Source organism: Kosakonia pseudosacchari, from assembly GCF_015167415.1.
GTDB classification, from domain to species: domain Bacteria; phylum Pseudomonadota; class Gammaproteobacteria; order Enterobacterales; family Enterobacteriaceae; genus Kosakonia; species Kosakonia pseudosacchari.
In genome coordinates, this window is sequence record NZ_CP063425.1 from 4679703 (window position 1) to 4695991 (window position 16289).

The 16289-nt window shown below is 55.4% G+C and carries 13 protein-coding genes, 1 tRNA gene and 2 other RNA genes; 7 read left to right on the forward strand and 9 right to left on the reverse strand.

From position 1 onward, the window contains the following. Window positions 1-79: 79 nt before the first annotated feature. The 8 genes from dppA to IP581_RS22245 all read right to left on the reverse strand — a co-directional run bounded on the left by dppA (window position 80) and on the right by IP581_RS22245 (window position 7452). Window positions 80-1687: a dipeptide ABC transporter periplasmic-binding protein DppA gene (dppA, locus tag IP581_RS22210; protein ID WP_065369616.1), complete on the reverse strand. Its 1608-nt coding sequence runs from the start codon at window positions 1685-1687 to the stop codon at window positions 80-82. Between the two features lie 696 nt (window positions 1688-2383). After that, window positions 2384-2481, reverse strand: a non-coding RNA gene (locus IP581_RS22215) — RtT sRNA. A 56-nt stretch (window positions 2482-2537) separates the two neighbouring features. After that, window positions 2538-2669: non-coding RNA, RtT sRNA (locus IP581_RS22220), on the reverse strand. Between the two features lie 36 nt (window positions 2670-2705). Continuing rightward, window positions 2706-2782, reverse strand: a tRNA-Pro gene (locus tag IP581_RS22225). A gap of 91 nt (window positions 2783-2873) precedes the next feature. Then, window positions 2874-4556, reverse strand: coding sequence for a kdo(2)-lipid A phosphoethanolamine 7''-transferase (eptB, locus tag IP581_RS22230; RefSeq protein WP_097399851.1), 1683 nt, complete (start codon window positions 4554-4556; stop codon window positions 2874-2876). 213 nt (window positions 4557-4769) lie between these two features. Continuing rightward, entirely contained in the window at window positions 4770-5201 is a 432-nt protein-coding gene (locus tag IP581_RS22235; RefSeq protein WP_017458241.1) for an organic hydroperoxide resistance protein, read from the reverse strand. A gap of 115 nt (window positions 5202-5316) precedes the next feature. Beyond that, window positions 5317-6519, reverse strand: a complete 1203-nt coding sequence (locus IP581_RS22240) for an L-lactate MFS transporter (protein WP_086872521.1) — start codon at window positions 6517-6519, stop codon at window positions 5317-5319. A gap of 243 nt (window positions 6520-6762) precedes the next feature. Further along, the gene (locus IP581_RS22245) at window positions 6763-7452 is read right to left on the reverse strand and encodes an autotransporter outer membrane beta-barrel domain-containing protein (protein WP_086872519.1); all 690 of its coding nucleotides are present in this window, start codon (window positions 7450-7452) and stop codon (window positions 6763-6765) included. A gap of 148 nt (window positions 7453-7600) precedes the next feature. Between IP581_RS22245 and tag the strand changes: the two genes are divergently transcribed. Together tag and IP581_RS22255 are read left to right on the forward strand one after the other, a co-directional pair. Beyond that, on the forward strand, window positions 7601-8179 hold the full coding sequence (gene tag / locus IP581_RS22250) for a DNA-3-methyladenine glycosylase I (protein ID WP_086872517.1): 579 nt from the start codon (window positions 7601-7603) through the stop codon (window positions 8177-8179). Next, complete coding sequence (locus tag IP581_RS22255) at window positions 8160-8606, forward strand: N-acetyltransferase (RefSeq protein WP_175273639.1); 447 nt, start codon at window positions 8160-8162, stop codon at window positions 8604-8606. The genes tag and IP581_RS22255 overlap by 20 nt, the downstream gene beginning before the upstream one ends. On the opposite strand, the gene IP581_RS22260 is transcribed toward IP581_RS22255, so the two are convergent. Next, window positions 8569-10953, reverse strand: a complete 2385-nt coding sequence (locus IP581_RS22260; protein ID WP_193821381.1) for a molybdopterin guanine dinucleotide-containing S/N-oxide reductase — start codon at window positions 10951-10953, stop codon at window positions 8569-8571. The two genes, IP581_RS22255 and IP581_RS22260, sit on opposite strands and share 38 nt — an antisense overlap. 135 nt (window positions 10954-11088) lie before the next feature. Between IP581_RS22260 and IP581_RS22265 the strand changes: the two genes are divergently transcribed. The 5 genes from IP581_RS22265 to ghrB all read left to right on the forward strand — a co-directional run bounded on the left by IP581_RS22265 (window position 11089) and on the right by ghrB (window position 16254). Beyond that, window positions 11089-12105, forward strand: a complete 1017-nt coding sequence (locus IP581_RS22265) for a LacI family DNA-binding transcriptional regulator (protein WP_193821382.1) — start codon at window positions 11089-11091, stop codon at window positions 12103-12105. Between the two features lie 111 nt (window positions 12106-12216). Further along, entirely contained in the window at window positions 12217-12978 is a 762-nt protein-coding gene (locus tag IP581_RS22270; RefSeq protein WP_193821383.1) for a sugar phosphate isomerase/epimerase family protein, read from the forward strand. Beyond that, a complete protein-coding gene (locus tag IP581_RS22275) occupies window positions 12971-13912 on the forward strand; it encodes a sugar kinase (protein ID WP_097399846.1) in 942 nt (313 codons plus the stop codon). Before IP581_RS22270 ends, IP581_RS22275 begins: the two co-directional genes overlap by 8 nt. A gap of 81 nt (window positions 13913-13993) precedes the next feature. Further along, window positions 13994-15283 carry an MFS transporter gene (locus IP581_RS22280; protein ID WP_193821384.1) on the forward strand — a complete coding sequence of 430 codons (1290 nt, stop codon included), beginning with the start codon at window positions 13994-13996 and terminating at the stop codon, window positions 15281-15283. Beyond that, complete coding sequence (gene ghrB / locus IP581_RS22285; protein WP_193821385.1) at window positions 15280-16254, forward strand: glyoxylate/hydroxypyruvate reductase GhrB; 975 nt, start codon at window positions 15280-15282, stop codon at window positions 16252-16254. Before IP581_RS22280 ends, ghrB begins: the two co-directional genes overlap by 4 nt. The last annotated feature ends 35 nt before the right edge of the window (window positions 16255-16289 follow it).

The following is a 16289-nucleotide window of genomic DNA, read 5'->3' on the forward strand; positions in this document are numbered from 1 at the left end:
CTGGCGACGGCGCGTCTGTATTGCTCACAAATGTAAATTCCCCCTCCCCAAAGGGGAGAGGGAAAAGGCACCGTGCTTATTATTCAACAGACACGTTTTCGAAGTGGTGTTTGCCTAATGGATCAACCACATAGCCTTTGACTTCTTTACGCACTGGCTCGTAAACGGTGGAGTGAGCGACGATCAGCGCCGGAGCCTGGTCATGCATCACAACCTGAGCCTGTTTGTAGAGTTCAACACGCTTGTTGTGGTCGTCGGTGGCGCGCGCCGGTTGAATCAGATCTTCAAACGGCTTGTAGCACCAGCGAGAGTAGTTGGAACCGTCTTTAGCCGCTGCGCAGCTGAACAGGGTGGCGAAGAAGTTATCCGGATCCCCGTTGTCGCCGGTCCAGCCCATCATTACCGCCTGGTGTTCGCCCGCTTTCGCGCGCTTCAGGTATTCACCCCACTCATAGGTAACGATTTTGGCCTGTACGCCCACTTTCGCCCAGTCAGCCTGAATCATCTCAGCCATACGGCGAGCGTTCGGGTTGTACGGACGCTGTACCGGCATTGCCCACAGCTCAACGGTAAAGCCTTTATCCTGGCCGGCTTCTTTCAGCAGCTGTTTCGCCTTCTCAGGATCGTAGGTGTAGTCTTTAACGTCGTCGTTATAGCCCCACATGGTCGGCGGGATCAAGTTTTTCGCCGCAACGCCCGCGCCCTGGTAAACCGCTTTAATGATCGCTTCTTTGTTCACCGCGTAAGTCAGCGCCTGACGCACTTTCACGTCATCAAACGGTTTCTTCTCGGTGTTGAAGGACATGTAACCGACGTTCAGGCCAGCCTGTTCCATCAGAGTAATGTTTTTGTCCTGCTTCATACGCGCGATGTCAGCCGGGTTCGGGTACGGCATAACCTGGCACTCGTTTTTCTGCAGTTTGGCATAACGTACGGACGCGTCAGGCGTGATGGAGAAGACCAGGCGATCGATTTTCGGCTTGGTGCCCCAGAAACCTTCAAACGCTTTGTACAGAATGCGGGAGTCTTTTTGGTATTGCAGCAGCTGGAACGGACCAGTACCAATCGGATCCAGGTCAACTTTCTCCGGGGTGCCCGCTTTCAGCATGTTGTCTGCGTACTCTTTGGACAGAATGGACGCGAAGTCCATCGCCAGGTCAGCCAGGAACGGTGATTCCGGACGCGTCAGCACGAACTGAACGGTGTAGTCGTCGACTTTCTTCACTTCGCTAATCAGGTCCGGCAGACCCATGCCTTCGAAGTATTCGTAGCTGCCGCCAGAAACTTTATGGTACGGGTTCTGGTCGTTTTTCTGACGATCGAAGGAGAACACAACGTCATCAGCGTTGAATTCACGCGACGGTTTGAAATCTTTGTTGTCCTGCCACTTCACGCCTTTACGCAGGTGGAAAGTGTAGGTTTTGCCATCGGCGCTGATATCCCACTTCTCAGCCAGACCCGGAATCACTTCCGTGGTGCCGGTTTTGAATTCTACCAGGCGGTTATAGATTGGCACGGAGCTGGCATCGTAAGTGGTACCAGAGGTGAAAAGCTGTGGGTTAAAGCCTTCAGGCGAGCCTTCAGAACAATAAACCAGGGTTTTAGCCTGCACGCTTGCCGCGACGGTCATGGCCACCAGGCTAAGACCGAGCTTCAGCATCCCTGACTTCTTCAAGGAAATACTCATTGATTCTGCTCCAATGTGATATGTGTTGTTACCCATGCAGTGGGTATATCCGACAGCCCTTTATTAGATTTTTACCCGGTCTGGTCGGTTGTGCCCGAAGGCGTTATGAGAGATGGGGATTCCTTTCACAAGGTTGACTGAGTTGCAGTGCAGATTCTCCTTGAAATGCCCCTCACGCCCTACAATCTGTCAACAGAATGTCAAAACGTCAATACAGGTAACCGTGATTTACAACGACGGTGAGAATCGGTAAACAAAGTTAAAAAAAACTTCAGGCGCCTGTTTTCAGCAGGGAAATTTGTGCTAGCGGCAAGATGCCAGAATAATGCGCTTATTAACTCGCCGTAATCAGTGATTAACATTCATGCAGATAATGAAAAAATTCTTGCGAAATGCTGAATATCTGAGCGATTAATGCCGCGAACGTTAAAACGCACAGGTGAAAATGCTGCCTCTATCCATAAGCAACGCGAAAAAAGATTCAAACATATATAAAAAAATACAATGGAATATCGCACAAAACAGTGAACTGGCAGCGGGAAATGGGGATAAGGGGGATTTCGGCCAATTTGCCGCCTGGCATTCTCTAGGGAAACACTGTGTTTCCCTGGCGTATACATCGCCCTGGCGAAAGCGCCACGTCGGCACAGGAGGAGAAGTTTCGTTCATCAGGCGTTATGCGGATACATCATCTCTGATGACTCGCCACTGCGTGGCTCGCCCTGCGGGCCGTTGCTGGCGCAACGTTCTCTCGCTTCGCTCGGGTCGAACCTCTGCCCCCGGAGGTTCTCATCCTCTTTCGGGTGCAGAAAGCAAAAAACCCAACCTTGCGGTTGGGCTTTTTTGAATTTGGTCGGTGATAGAGGATAACTCGCCACTGCGTGGCTCGCCTGCGGGCCGTTGCTGGCGCAACGTTCTCTCGCTTCGCTCGGGTCAAACCTCTGCCCCCGGAGGTTCTCATCCTCTTTCGGGTGCAGAAAGCAAAAAGCCCAACCTTGCGGTTGGGCTTTTTTGAATTTGGTCGGTGATAGAGGATTCGAACCTCCGACCCCTTCGTCCCGAACGAAGTGCGCTACCAGGCTGCGCCAATCACCGAATGCGGGGCGCATCTTACTGCCGCCGACATGCCCCGTCAATCCCTTCATGTAAAAAAGCTAACTGACTGGTGATAAAGCCAGCAAGCGGCTTATTTCGCCGCCTGCGACGGCAAATGGCACCAGTTGTTGTTCTCATTAATCCCGCCGTTCGGCGAGGTATAACCCAGGCATCCCATGATGGTGTCATACAGCTCAACGTGGCGGCGCGGCGTTTTAAATGCCGCCTGCTGCTTGAGCTGCGCGAACATTTGCGCTTTCTGCGGGTCCTGCAAATATTTGTCCGACATCCAGACCATCATCGGCACGCGGAACTGCTCCGGCGGTGCCATTTTGCGCGGTGTACCGTGCAGATGCTGTTTTTCGTTGATCGACTCACCATGGTCGGCGGCATAGAACACAATCGCTTTACGATCGCGCACCTTATCAATCACCGTATCGATAAAGTGATCAACGTACGTCACCGAGTTATCAAAGGAGTTAATCAGCTCTTCCTTAGTGCACTTGTCATCCACGCCAACACACTCCGGCTGCCACTTCGCAAAGCTGCGTGGGTAACGCTGCGTGTAGTTAAAGTGCGAGCCTTTGGTATGCAGAATAATCATGTGCTTACCGCCGGAACTGTTATCCAGCGAGCGCTGCATCTCATCGATAAGCAGCATGTCATCGACGTTTTTGCCACGGTTGCGCGGCTCGGCACCAATCTGCTCGCGGTACGCGATGTTGTCGGCCATGGTGTTGCTGTAGAACCACATCTCGCTCTGCATCGCGTATAAATCGCTGGAAAAACCGAGCTGTTTCAGTACCGCAAAGACATTTTGCTCTTTCAGCGTGCGCTGCGGGTTATCATCCGCCCCGCCTTCACGCACAAACATACAGCGTAGCGAGAGTTTGGTCGCGGTATCACAGGAATAACCGCGGAACGCCACCAGGTTTTTCTCCTGCGCCAGTTTCGGCGTGGTATCGCGGGAATAGCCCAGCATCCCCATATGATCCCAGCGCGTGGTCTCGCCGATGATAAACACCACCATGGTGTCATCAATGTCTTTCGGCGCGACATAGGTAAATTTTTTCGCCGGGTTAATCAGCGATTTATAGTCGGAAGATTCATCTACCTGCGCCCAGGCATACAGGCCCAGCGCTGAAAGCCAGTTCGACGGCAGATAAGAGTTTGCCACTACGCCGCCATAGCTTGGCATATCGACACCGGATGTCCGCTCCGAGTGTTTTTGCTGTAAATCGAGCAGGCGAATCGGCCCCCAGACCATTAAACCCGCCAGCAGCACAATGCTCACGCTGCGAATGCGCGCGCCCGGGGTGCTCAACTGGCGCAGCAACGTGTCGCGACAGCGGTTACTCCAGATGGAAAGCAACGGCAGTGCGCTGACCAGCACCACCCACGCGATAAGCTGCCAGCCCACCACCTCTTTGGAGAGATCGATATCCGTGGTCATCACCGAGGCAATAATGCCGTAGCCAATCACCACGTTAAGAAACGTCATGTAATAGCTGGCCGCAGCGGAGAAAATAACAACCAGCGACGCCAGCACACGCCAAACCCGGCGGCCCAGCAGGGACAAAAGGCGTAACAAAAAGAAGGTGACCAGCACCGTACCAATGAGTTCAACAACCGCAGAGAGTCCTTTCAAAACGGTGAACGCTTGCGCATAACCGTCGAATCGACGGTAGAACACAGCGCTATTCATAAACAGACCGATATATATCGCCAGCAGGAAGCTGAGCTTCTGCTGCGTCATCGCTTTGATATAAGTCATGCAAGCAACTCTGAAGGAATAAAAATCACCTGGCGAACGTTATTCGATAACGTCCGCAGGGTGGTAAGTCGCGAAGGAAGTTTGACCGGGAAACTTCTAAAGCGCGGTAAGTAGACCATAGCGGCGGGGAAAAGTGTCATTCGGAAGTGCTAACCGGCCATATATTTACAAAAAAATATGGCCGGGGTCAGAAAACCGCAAAAAAAGGGAGTATCAGGACGTGATCACATTAAGTTTTACGTCAATATTGCCGCGGGTCGCATTCGAGTACGGGCAAACAATGTGTGCTTTCTGTACCAGCGCTTCCGCTTCCTGGTGATCCATGCCCGGCAGGTGAATATCCAGCTGCGCTTCAATACCAAAACCGGTCGGCAACGGGCCAATGCCTACCTGCCCTTCAATATAGGCCTCTTGCGGCACTTTCTTTTTCTCTACCGACGCAACATGTTTCAGCGCCCCGAGAAAACAGGCGGAGTAACCTGCGGCAAAAAGCTGCTCCGGGTTGGTCACTTCACCGCCAGCGCCGCCCATCTCTTTTGGCACGCCCAGTTTGACATCCAGCACGCCATCAGATGAGGTTGCCCGGCCATCACGGCCCCCGGTTGCTTTCGCTTTCGCACGATAAACCACTTTTTCTAAAGACATTTGAGACTCCTTTAGTAGGTAGAACCTGACCAATAAGGATAGTCGCTCTGGCGGGAGTGTGCGGCAGATACAGAAAAACCGCCGACATTGCGGCGGTTTTTACACAATTTTATCGTCAGGCGTGCGCTTCTTTGTAAACGCGACGTTGTGGCTGGCGAATGGTCGTGGAGAGCGCCAGAGAGAGGATCAGCAGGGCGAAGATAACGCAGAAGGTGACATAGAAGCCGCCAAACAGCGAAGCAATAATCGACCCACAGATACTGCCAATACCGAAGCCCAGATAAATCACACCGTAGTTTTTCGCCAGGTTGTTCAGGCCGAAGAACTCGCTCACCAGCGACGGGAACACAGTGAGATTACCGCCAAAGTTAAAGGCCACGCAGGCGATAGCGGCAAAGAATGTCATAGCATTCAGCGGCGCGAACAGCAGTGCGGCCATGCCAACCAGCGAAATAATCTGCCCCAGCGTAATCACACGGATACGGGAAATTTTGTCAGACAGCACACCCAGCACCAGGCGACCGCTCAGGTTAGCAATCGCAATCACGGTCACTGCACTTGCCGCCGTCACCGCGTCCAAATGCACCATGCCCTGCGCGATATCTTTCGCCACGCCAATCACATACAGGCCGCTCATGCAGGAGGTCAGGAACATTACAGCGAGCATCCAGTACTGCGGTTTACGCATTGACTGTGCCAGCGTGAAGTCATTTTCTACTACGCCGTTTGCAGTGGTCACTTTTTGCAGCGGCGCATCGGTCATCAGCATCGCGCCAAAAACAATCATCACCAGCACAATCGCGCCCCAGATCATAAAGGTACTTTCCAGGCCGACGGTGGCTAACAGATGGCTGTCGATAAATTTAAAACCCAGGCTGCCAAGGCCGTAAGAACCGATGGAGAAGGCGGAGATCAGCCCTTTGCGCTCCGGGAACCACTTCACGCAGTTGGAAAGCGTCAGTAAGTAACCTGCGCCGTCAGCCAGACCAACCAACACACCCGCGCTCAGCCACAGCATCAGCAGGTTGCTGGAGTGCGCAGTAAGGAAGAAACCCAGCCCCAGCAGCACGCCGGAAGCGATAGTGACGCGTTTTACGCCAAAACGTTCCTGTAATTTCCCGGCGACAGAAGAGGCCAACGCCAGACCGAGGCTCAGCAGACCAAACGAGAACGCCACCTGGCTTACTGGTTCGTTCAGTTTTTCCGAAAGCGAGCTATTAAACAGGCTCCAGGTATAAACAGAACCTAAAGCAAACTGCGTAACAATGGTGCCGAACAGTGTCAGCCAGCGAGTGCGATTAGCAGATGGTGTATTCATGGCAGTCGTCCTGCAAAGAAAAGAGAAGGATTTCACTGCCGACAACAATAACGAAGCGCATTTCACGCCTGGCGAAAAAAGGCATGAAATGCGCGTCAGAAGGAATGAAATGCACCTAAGCGGGAATGAATGGCACCGGCATCACTTCATGCGCCGAATCTTAAATGTGAGTTAGTACATACTATCGCGATAAATCGCGCGGTGATTGTTTCTCAAGTGTGAAAAGTTTGTTTTAAATAGCGATCAGAATCGCGCGCTTACACCCATGCTATAAAGATAATTTTGCCCAAAGGTGGCATTTTCCGACTGCGACATTGCCGCGTAAGCCGCCAGATGTGGATTCAGCAGCATGTCCGCGCCAAGCGTCACATCCATCCAGTTACCGTATTGGTTAGCGGCGGTTAAGCGGTAAAGCCCGGACTGGCTCTTCCAGACATTCTCGCCAAATTGCTGGTTGAAACTGATTTGCGCCCACGGGCGAAGATCGCCAATGCGGCTATCCACGCGCCAGCCAAGTGAGCTCACGCTGGCGTGCCACAGCGGATCGCTGTACTGCATGGTGGTCGCACTGTCGCCAAATTCGTTATACATTGAGGTCATTGAGCCATCGTAATGCCACACCGCAACCGGGCCGGTGGTCACGCTGCTCGCCAGCGGAATATTCAGGCCAATGCTCATGGTGCTGATGGAATCCAGCGGGGTTTCATCGGGCAGATTAAACGCCACGCCGGGCAAATTTTGCGTCGAACGGATGCGCTCTTCGAGAATGTCGTTATAGCGCGGCTGCCGATCGCTATCCCAGGTGTAGCGTTCGGCGGTCACATTCATGTTGTCGCTGCCACTGTATTCTTGCTGCCAGGCCGCTGCCGTCTGGCAAAAAAGCAGACAAGCAGGCAGCAGCACCAGCGAAAGGCCACTGCGGTTTATTTTCATCAAGTTGCGACTCCAGAGAAGAGCCGAATTCGGCGTAATTGTTATCGTTGTTTGTTAGGGTCAAGACCCTTTAATAAATATTGTCTTTCCGGGGTGCGCGTCAAGACAGGCAGAGGTTTATTTTACATATCACAGACGGAGTAAGGATATGCAGCGTTGTGGTTGGGTTACTCAGGATCCGCTTTATCTCGCTTACCATGATACCGAGTGGGGTGTGGCGCAAAAGGACGGAAAAAAGCTGTTCGAGATGATCTGTCTTGAGGGGCAGCAAGCGGGGTTATCGTGGATTACCGTTTTGAAAAAAAGGGAAAACTACCGCAAAGCGTTCCACCAGTTTGAGCCTGAACGCGTCGCGGCAATGACCGCCGAAGAGGTAGAAATATTGCTGCAGGACGCCGGCATTATTCGTCATCGCGGCAAGATTGAAGCCATCATCGGCAACGCCCGCGCCTACCTGGCGATGGCACAAAATGGCGAGCCATTTTCAGAATTTGTCTGGGGTTTTGTTGATAACACCCCGCAACTCACACAGGCTGCCACGCTTGCGGAAATCCCCACCTCCACTCCGGCGTCAGATGCGTTATCAAAAGCGCTGAAAAAACGCGGCTTCAAATTTGTCGGCACCACCATTTGCTACTCATTTATGCAGGCGTGCGGGCTGGTCAACGACCATATTACCGGCTGTTTCTGTCATCCCGGGGGAAAGCATGATCCGCGCGTGGCGTAGCAAGGATCTGTCGCCGTTGCTTACGCTGTGGATGGAGAGCACAAGCTTCGCCCATCCGTTTATTGATGTGCGCTACTGGCAGGATAGCGAAGCGCTGGTGCGCGACGCGTATTTGCCGGTGGCAAAAACCTGGGTCTGGGAAGAGAACGGCGAACTGCAAGGCTTTATCAGTGTGATGGACGCGCAGTTTATCGGGGCGCTGTTTGTGCGCCCCGCCGCCATTGGTCGCGGCATTGGCAAAGCGCTGATGGATCACGCCAAACAGCGCTTTAACTGGCTAAGCCTTGAGGTGTATCAGAAAAACGTGCGGGCAGTGAATTTCTACCATGCGCAGGGCTTTCGTATCGAAGATAGCGCCTGGCAGGAAGAAACCCGCCACCCGACGTGGATCATGAACTGGCAGGCGGATCAAACGCCGTCAGCGTAAGCGCCGGCCCCTGATATTTCTCTACCCACGCCAGCGCCGTATTCCCGGCGCAACCATTGCCCAGCCGTGAGCTGGGCAGATCTTTTGTCAGCACATTCACCGCGCCGTTTTTACAGATGCCGCCCGCCGCGGGGTCAAGATCCGGCCATGCGCCTTCGTGAATGCAAATCACGCCAGGTTTAATCCCGTCGGTCACGACCGCGCCCGCCAGCACCTGCCCGCGCTGGTTCCACACGCGCACTACATCACCCGCGACAATCCCGCGCGCTTTCGCATCCGCAGGATGTAGCGTGACAGGTTCGCGACCGGCAACGGCATATGTTTCCCGCAAACGGGAATAGTTAAGCTGGCTGTGCAGGCGATGTGCCGGATGCGCAGACAGTACCTGTAACTGCTGTGGTTGCGCATTACCGTGCCATTCATCCGGCTCCAGCCACATTGGGTGCGGCGGGCAATCGGCATAACCGAAACTGTTAATCCGCTCGGAGAAAATTTCGATTTTCCCGCTCGGCGTTTTTAAGGGGTTGGCCTGCGGATCGCGACGGAAATCCGCAAAGCGAACGAAGCGCGCGTTCTGCTCGCTCTCCGGCATTTCAATAAGCTGGTTCGCCTGCCAGAACTCGGCGAACGGCGGCAGCGTCACCTGCTGGCTGGCACCGCGCTCGGCAGCGATATTGTAAAACGTCTCCAGCCATTGCAGATCGTTTTTGCCTTCGGTAAAACGCTCGCGGCCCCCCGCTTCCCAGCGTTCGCTCAGCTCGGCAAACACCTCCCAGTCATCGCGCGCTTCATATTGCGGCGCGACGACCTGCTTCATCGGCACCAGATGCTGGTTGCTGTAATCACCGGTCATCGTCAGATCGTTACGTTCAAACGAGGTGGTCGCCGGCAACACAATATCCGCGTGTTTCGCCGCCGCCGTCCAGAAACACTCGGAAATCACCACCAGCTCCGGCTTCTGCCAGGCGCGAATCAACCGGTTGGTATCCTGGTGATGGGTAAAATTAGCGCCGCCCGCCCACCAGACAAAGCGAATATCCGGGAAGTGGCGGTTCATGCCGTTGTGCTGATACGGTGCGCCGGGGTTTTCCAGCGCTTCGACAATGCGCGCAACGGGGATTTTATCCACCGCATCAATGCCGTCTTTCACCGTGCCCTGCATCGAACCCAGCACCGCTGCGCGGCGCGTCGGGTTGCCGCCGTTGGCGAAATGGTAAGAGAGACCAAAACCGCCGCCGGGCGTACCAATTTGCCCCAGCATGGCCGCCAGCGTCACCAGCATCCAGTGTTTTTGCTCGCCAAATTGCTGGCGCTGCATTCCCCAGCCGGACATCAACATGGTGGTGTTATCGTGGAAAAGTGCCGCCAGTTCGCGAATTTTGTCGGCAGGAACGCCACAAATCTCTGCGGCCCATTCGGCGTTTTTTGCCACGCCGTCACGCTCACCGGTCAGGTAGGCGGCGAACGTGTCATAACCAACAGTGCAGCGGGAGAGGAAATCTTCATCCTGCCAGCCGTTTTCCACCAGCGTATGTGCAATACCGAGCATCAGCGCGACGTCAGTTCCCATGTGCGGAGCAATCCACTCCATGCTGTCGCCAAAGAAATCAACGGTTTCCGAACGCATCGGATCGATGCAGATCACCCGCTTACCGCTTTTGCGCAGCGCATCGAAATAGGGAATGCCCTGCTCGTCGCTGGCGTTCCAGGCAATTTTCAGCGTATTGAGTGGGTTAGCGCTCCACAGCGCCACCACATCGCTATGTTCGAGGATTAACGGCCAGCTGGTCTGCTGCTGATATACTTCGTTGCCGCCAACCACATGCGGCATGATCGCCTGCGCCGCGCCGGTGGAGTAATCGCCGAGATGCCCGGTGTACCCCCCGGCAAGGCTCATGTAGCGTTGCAGCAAAGTGGCAGCCTTGTGCAGCACGCCGTTGGAGCGCCAGCCATAAGAGCCAGCGAAAATCGACGAGGGGCCATAAGTGTGGCGAATGCGCTGGTGCTGCTGATGAATCAGCGTCAGCGCCTCATCCCAGCTAACGCGCACGAACTCATCCTGGCCGCGAACGCCCTGCGGGCTGGAAGGTGAAGCGAGAAAACCTTTACGCACCATCGGGTAGCGCACGCGCGTTGGGCTGTGCACCTGATCCTGTACAACGGTTTGCAGTGAGTTGGGATGACGCGTCGGCAGCGCGCCGCGTGAAGCGAGCACGTTTTCGCCGTCGGTGTCGACCAGCATTGGCCCCCAGTGGGCAGCCGTGAGAACAGTTTTGATTGCAGAGTTTGCCAACGCGCGCTCCTCGCCAGGTTGCAGGTGTGTCGATTTTGTTTTGCGCTCTATCATCCACAGCGGCAGCGCGATAGCAAAGAATTAAACGTCATTACGCTCACACTGCGGGTGATAAGCCTCGCTTAGTGCTTGATTGCGCGCTATTTCGCGCTAAGGTGTGGGCAACCATTCACGGCGAGGGAAGCAATCATGGCGAAAACGGCGCGGCCAACCATCAGCGATGTCGCGAAAGCGGCAAAAACAGGGAAAACCAGTATTTCACGCTACCTGAATGGTGAAAAACATCTGCTTTCCGCCGCGCTGCTGGCGCGTATTGAGCAGGCGGTTGCCGATCTCGACTATCGCCCAAGCCTGATGGCGCGCGGGTTAAAGCGCGGTCGCACCCGCTTGATTGGCCTGATCATCGCCGATATCACCAACCCCTACTCCGTGCATGTGCTGAGCGGCATTGAAGCCGCCTGTCGCGAAAAAGGGTTCACGCCACTGGTGTGTAACACCAATAACGAAGTGGATCAGGAGCTGCATTACCTCGACCTGCTGCGCAGTTACCAGGTGGAAGGCATTGTGGTTAACGCCGTGGGGATGCGTGAAGAGGGGCTAAACCGCCTGCAACAATCCTCGCTGCCGATGGTGCTGATTGACCGCAAAATCCCCGATTTCGCCTGCGATGTGGTCGGGCTGGACAACACCCAGGCAGCCACCACCGCCACCGAGCATCTGATTGAACAGGGTTTCGAAGCGCTGTTGTTCCTCAGCGAACCGCTGGGTTCAGTAAATACCCGCCGCGAGCGTCTGGCCGCGTTTCGCACGACGCTCGCCCGCTACCCCGGCATGGTGGCGGAAAACGCCGAAATAGTGCTGCATGAAGCCGCGCAACTCGATAATACTCTGCGCCAGTTCCACGCCAGCCATCGGGGCATGCGCAAAGCCGTTATCTCCGCCAACGGCGCGCTCACCCTGCAAGTAGCGCGTTCGCTAAAACGCATTGGCCTGAACTGGGGCAGCGATATTGGTCTGCTCGGTTTCGATGAGCTGGAGTGGGCCGAGCTGGCAGGCGTGGGCATCACCACCCTCAAACAGCCTACCTGGCAAATCGGCTTTGCCGCCGTCGAGCAAGTCGTGCGGCGCATTGAAGGCCACAGCGACACCGTTCGCGAACAGGTTTTTTCCGGCGAACTGATCGTGCGCGGCTCTACAGCGCGTTAAATAACCTTCGTGATGACGATCATACTTCCGGCACAGTGACCTTTTCTTTGGAACCGGTTCCATCTAGCGTTAAAGACATACGAAAGCGAGAAGATCGCCCGGAGTCGAACAATGCAGAGAAAAATTATCGTCGTCACCGCCGCTTACGGCCATACGCAAATTGAGGCGCTGGGCGGGCAAATTGCCCTGCTGCCGATTATTGCCGAAGCCGGAGCCGATGGCGTTGAGATCCGCCGCGAGCTGTTAAGCGAAGAGGCGTTAACCCATCTGGCCTCGCTGGCCTTCGCCATCGACCTGCACAACCTGCAAGTTTGTTATTCCGCTCCTGAGGCGCTGTTCGAACCGGACGGCGCACTGAACCCGCGCTTACCGGCCTTGCTGGCGGAAGCGCAGACACTGAAAGCCCAGTGGTTAAAACTCTCACTCGGCCACTTCCGCCATAACGCGCCACTGGAAACGTTGCGCGACTGGCTGGCAACCAGCCCGGTGCCGCTGGTGGTGGAAAACGACCAGACCGCCTGCGGCAAACTCGCGCCAATGCTGCGATTTAAAGCTGCCTGTCACACGCTTGCCTTGCCGGTGAGCCTGACGTTCGACACCGGTAACTGGCTGTGGGTTGGCGAACATCCCGAAGACGCCGCACGTCAGTTAGCGCCAGCGGTCAGTTATATCCATGTCAAAGCTGCTGTGACGCATGGCGACAGTTTCCGTGCCGTACCGCCGGACACTGCCGATGCCCGTTGGCTGGCGCTGCTGGATAACTTACCTGCCGATGCGCCGCGCGGTATCGAATTCCCGTTGCAGGGCGAGGATCTGACCGCCGTTACCCGTCATTACGTTAATTTGTTACGCGAGGAGTCCCATCATGCATAAACCGCTGGATGTCATCACCATTGGCGAAGCGATGGCGATGTTTGTCGCCACCGAAACCGGCGATCTGGCCGATGCCGGGCAGTTTATCAAGCGGGCGGCAGGCGCGGAGTTGAATGTCGCTACCGGGCTGGCGCGCCTGGGTTTGCAGGTCGGTTGGGTAAGCCGCGTCGGCGATGACAGCTTCGGGCGCTTTATCCTCAATACGCTGCGTAAAGAAAATATCAGTACCGCTGGCGTGACGCTCGACGGGCGTTATGCCACCGGCTTTCAACTGAAATCGAAAGCCGAGAATGGAACCGATCCCATCGTGGAATATTTCCGTAAAGGCTCGGCGGCCAGCCACCTTTCGACAGAAGATTTTCACGCGGCGCTGTTTAACGACGCCCGTCATTTGCACCTTAGCGGCGTGGCGGCGGCGCTGTCCGCCTCCTCTTACGCACTGTTAGAACATGCCGCACAAAGCATGAAAGCGCAGGGCAAAACCATCTCATTTGACCCTAACCTGCGACCGGTGCTGTGGAAAAGCGAAGCGGAGATGGTGGAAAAACTCAACCGCCTCGCCTTCCAGGCTGACTGGGTTCTGCCTGGGTTGAAAGAGGGCTTCATCCTGACGGGCGAAAACACGCCGGAAGGGATTGCCGATTTCTATCTGCAACGCGGTGTAAAAGCGGTGGTGATCAAAACCGGTGCCGATGGCGCATGGTTTAAAACCGCCAGCGGAGAACAGGGCGCCGTTGCGCCAGTAAAAGTGGAGAACGTCATCGATACGGTCGGTGCCGGGGATGGCTTCGCCGTGGGTGTAATAAGCGCCCTGCTGGAAGGCAAAACCATGCCGGATGCCGTGCGCCGCGGTAACGCCATCGGCGCGCTGGCCATCCAGGTGCCGGGCGACAGCGAAGGATTGCCAACCCGTGCGGAGCTGGGCGCGCTGTAACGCACCCTGCCGCCAAAATATGATTTACCGCACTGTACCCTACAAACAGGCGGTTACCACCTCAACCACAGAGGCAACCTTATGAACGCTACAAATTCAACAAAACGCTGGCTGTATATCATGCCGATCGTGTTCATTACCTACAGCCTGGCCTACCTCGATCGCGCCAACTTTAGCTTTGCTTCCGCTGCCGGGATTAATGACGATTTAGGCATCACTAAAGGCGTGTCCTCGCTGTTAGGCGCGCTGTTCTTTCTTGGCTACTTCTTTTTCCAGATCCCAGGTGCGGTGTACGCCGAACGCCGCAGCGTACGTAAGCTGATCTTTATCTGCCTGATCCTGTGGGGCGGTTGCGCGTCGTTAACCGGCATGGTGAGTAATATCCCGATGCTGGCCGCCATCCGCTTTATCCTCGGTGTGGTGGAAGCCGCCGTGATGCCCGCGATGCTTATCTATATCAGTAACTGGTTTACCAAATCCGAACGTTCACGCGCCAATACGTTCCTGATCCTCGGTAACCCGGTGACGGTGCTGTGGATGTCGGTGGTGTCCGGTTATTTGATTCAGTCCTTTGGCTGGCGCGAAATGTTTATCATCGAGGGCGTTCCGGCGGTGATTTGGGCGTTCTGCTGGTGGGTGCTGGTAAAAGATAAACCCGCGCAGGTGAACTGGCTGTCGAACAGTGAGAAAACCGCGCTGCAAACCCAGCTCGATAAAGAGCAACAGGGCATTAAAGCGGTACGCAACTACAGCGAAGCCTTCCGCTCACGCAATGTGGTGCTGTTGTGCCTGCAATATTTCGCCTGGAGTATTGGCGTCTATGGTTTTGTTCTGTGGCTGCCGTCGATTATTCGCAGCGGCGGTGAAAACCTGGGTATGGTTGAAGTCGGCTGGCTCTCCGCCGTGCCTTACCTGGCGGCGACGCTGGCGATGATTGTCGCTTCATGGGCATCCGACAAGCTGCAAAACCGTAAACTGTTTGTCTGGCCGCTGCTGCTGATTGGCGCGTTTGCCTTTATTGGCTCGTGGGCGGTTGGCGCGAACCACTTCTGGATCTCTTATTGGCTGCTGGTGATTGCTGGCGCGGCGATGTACGCCCCTTACGGACCTTTCTTCGCCATTATTCCTGAAATGCTGCCGCGCAATGTCGCCGGTGGAGCGATGGCACTCATCAACAGCATGGGTGCGCTGGGCTCTTTCTGCGGTTCATGGGTGGTGGGTTATCTCAACGGTGCAACCGGCAGCCCGGCGGCCTCGTACATTTTCATGGGGGTGGCGCTTTTCGCCTCCGTGTGGCTTACTTTAATTGTTAAGCCTGCTAACAATAAGCAGATTCCGGCAGGCGCACCATCACAAGGGAGAACCGCATGAAGCCATCCATCATCCTGTACAAAGCCTTGCCCGATGATTTGCTGCAACGTCTGGAAACGCATTTCACCGTAACCCGCGTGGCGGACCTGAAACCGGAAACGGTGGCGCAACACGCCGATGCCTTCGCCAGCGCGCAAGGGTTGCTGGGTTCCAGCGAAAAAGTGGACAGCGAACTGCTGGCGAAAATGCCGCAGCTACGTGCCACGTCGACTGTCTCGGTAGGCTATGACAACTTTGATGTGGATGCGCTAAACGCGCGTAAAATTCTGCTGATGCACACCCCGACTGTGCTGACGGAAACGGTCGCCGATACCATTATGGCGCTGTTGCTGAGCAGCGCGCGCCGGGTGGTGGAAGTGGCTGAGCGAGTGAAAGCGGGCGAATGGACATCCGGCATTGGCGCTGACTGGTTTGGTATTGATGTGCACCATAAAACGCTGGGTATTATTGGCATGGGGCGCATCGGTCTTGCGCTGGCGCAACGCGCGCACTTAGGTTTCGGCATGCCGATCCTCTACAACGCGCGTCGTCACCACACCGAGGCGGAAGAGCGCTTTCAGGCTCGCTATTGCGATTTAGACACGCTGCTGAAAGAGTCCGATTTCGTCTGCCTGGTGCTGCCGCTGACGGACGAGACGCATCACCTGATCGGCAAGGCACAGTTTGAAATGATGAAAAAATCGGCCATCTTTATCAATGCCGGGCGCGGCCCGGTCGTTGATGAAGCGGCGCTGATCGAGGCGCTGAAAAACGGCGAGATCCACGCCGCCGGGCTGGATGTCTTTGAACAAGAACCGCTGCCGGTTGATTCGCCGTTGCTGTCGCTGCCCAATGTCGTGGCGCTGCCGCACATCGGTTCGGCAACCCATGAAACTCGCTACAACATGGCGGAGTGCGCGGTAGATAATCTGATCGACGCGCTGAACGGCAACGTTGAGAAAAACTGCGTCAACCCGCAAGTGGCGAGATAACGCAAAGCGCAATAAAAAAGAGGCGAACCTGTCGC

Coding starts and splice junctions, on each gene's coding strand:
- dppA (WP_065369616.1), bottom strand. CDS start 1,687: ATGAGTATTTCCTTGAAGAAGTCAGGGATGCTGAAGCTCGGTCTTAGC.
- eptB (WP_097399851.1), bottom strand. CDS start 4,556: ATGACTTATATCAAAGCGATGACGCAGCAGAAGCTCAGCTTCCTGCTG.
- IP581_RS22235 (WP_017458241.1), bottom strand. CDS start 5,201: ATGTCTTTAGAAAAAGTGGTTTATCGTGCGAAAGCGAAAGCAACCGGG.
- IP581_RS22240 (WP_086872521.1), bottom strand. CDS start 6,519: ATGAATACACCATCTGCTAATCGCACTCGCTGGCTGACACTGTTCGGC.
- IP581_RS22245 (WP_086872519.1), bottom strand. CDS start 7,452: ATGAAAATAAACCGCAGTGGCCTTTCGCTGGTGCTGCTGCCTGCTTGT.
- tag (WP_086872517.1), top strand. CDS start 7,601: ATGCAGCGTTGTGGTTGGGTTACTCAGGATCCGCTTTATCTCGCTTAC.
- IP581_RS22255 (WP_175273639.1), top strand. CDS start 8,160: ATGATCCGCGCGTGGCGTAGCAAGGATCTGTCGCCGTTGCTTACGCTG.
- IP581_RS22260 (WP_193821381.1), bottom strand. CDS start 10,953: ATGATAGAGCGCAAAACAAAATCGACACACCTGCAACCTGGCGAGGAG.
- IP581_RS22265 (WP_193821382.1), top strand. CDS start 11,089: ATGGCGAAAACGGCGCGGCCAACCATCAGCGATGTCGCGAAAGCGGCA.
- IP581_RS22270 (WP_193821383.1), top strand. CDS start 12,217: ATGCAGAGAAAAATTATCGTCGTCACCGCCGCTTACGGCCATACGCAA.
- IP581_RS22275 (WP_097399846.1), top strand. CDS start 12,971: ATGCATAAACCGCTGGATGTCATCACCATTGGCGAAGCGATGGCGATG.
- IP581_RS22280 (WP_193821384.1), top strand. CDS start 13,994: ATGAACGCTACAAATTCAACAAAACGCTGGCTGTATATCATGCCGATC.
- ghrB (WP_193821385.1), top strand. CDS start 15,280: ATGAAGCCATCCATCATCCTGTACAAAGCCTTGCCCGATGATTTGCTG.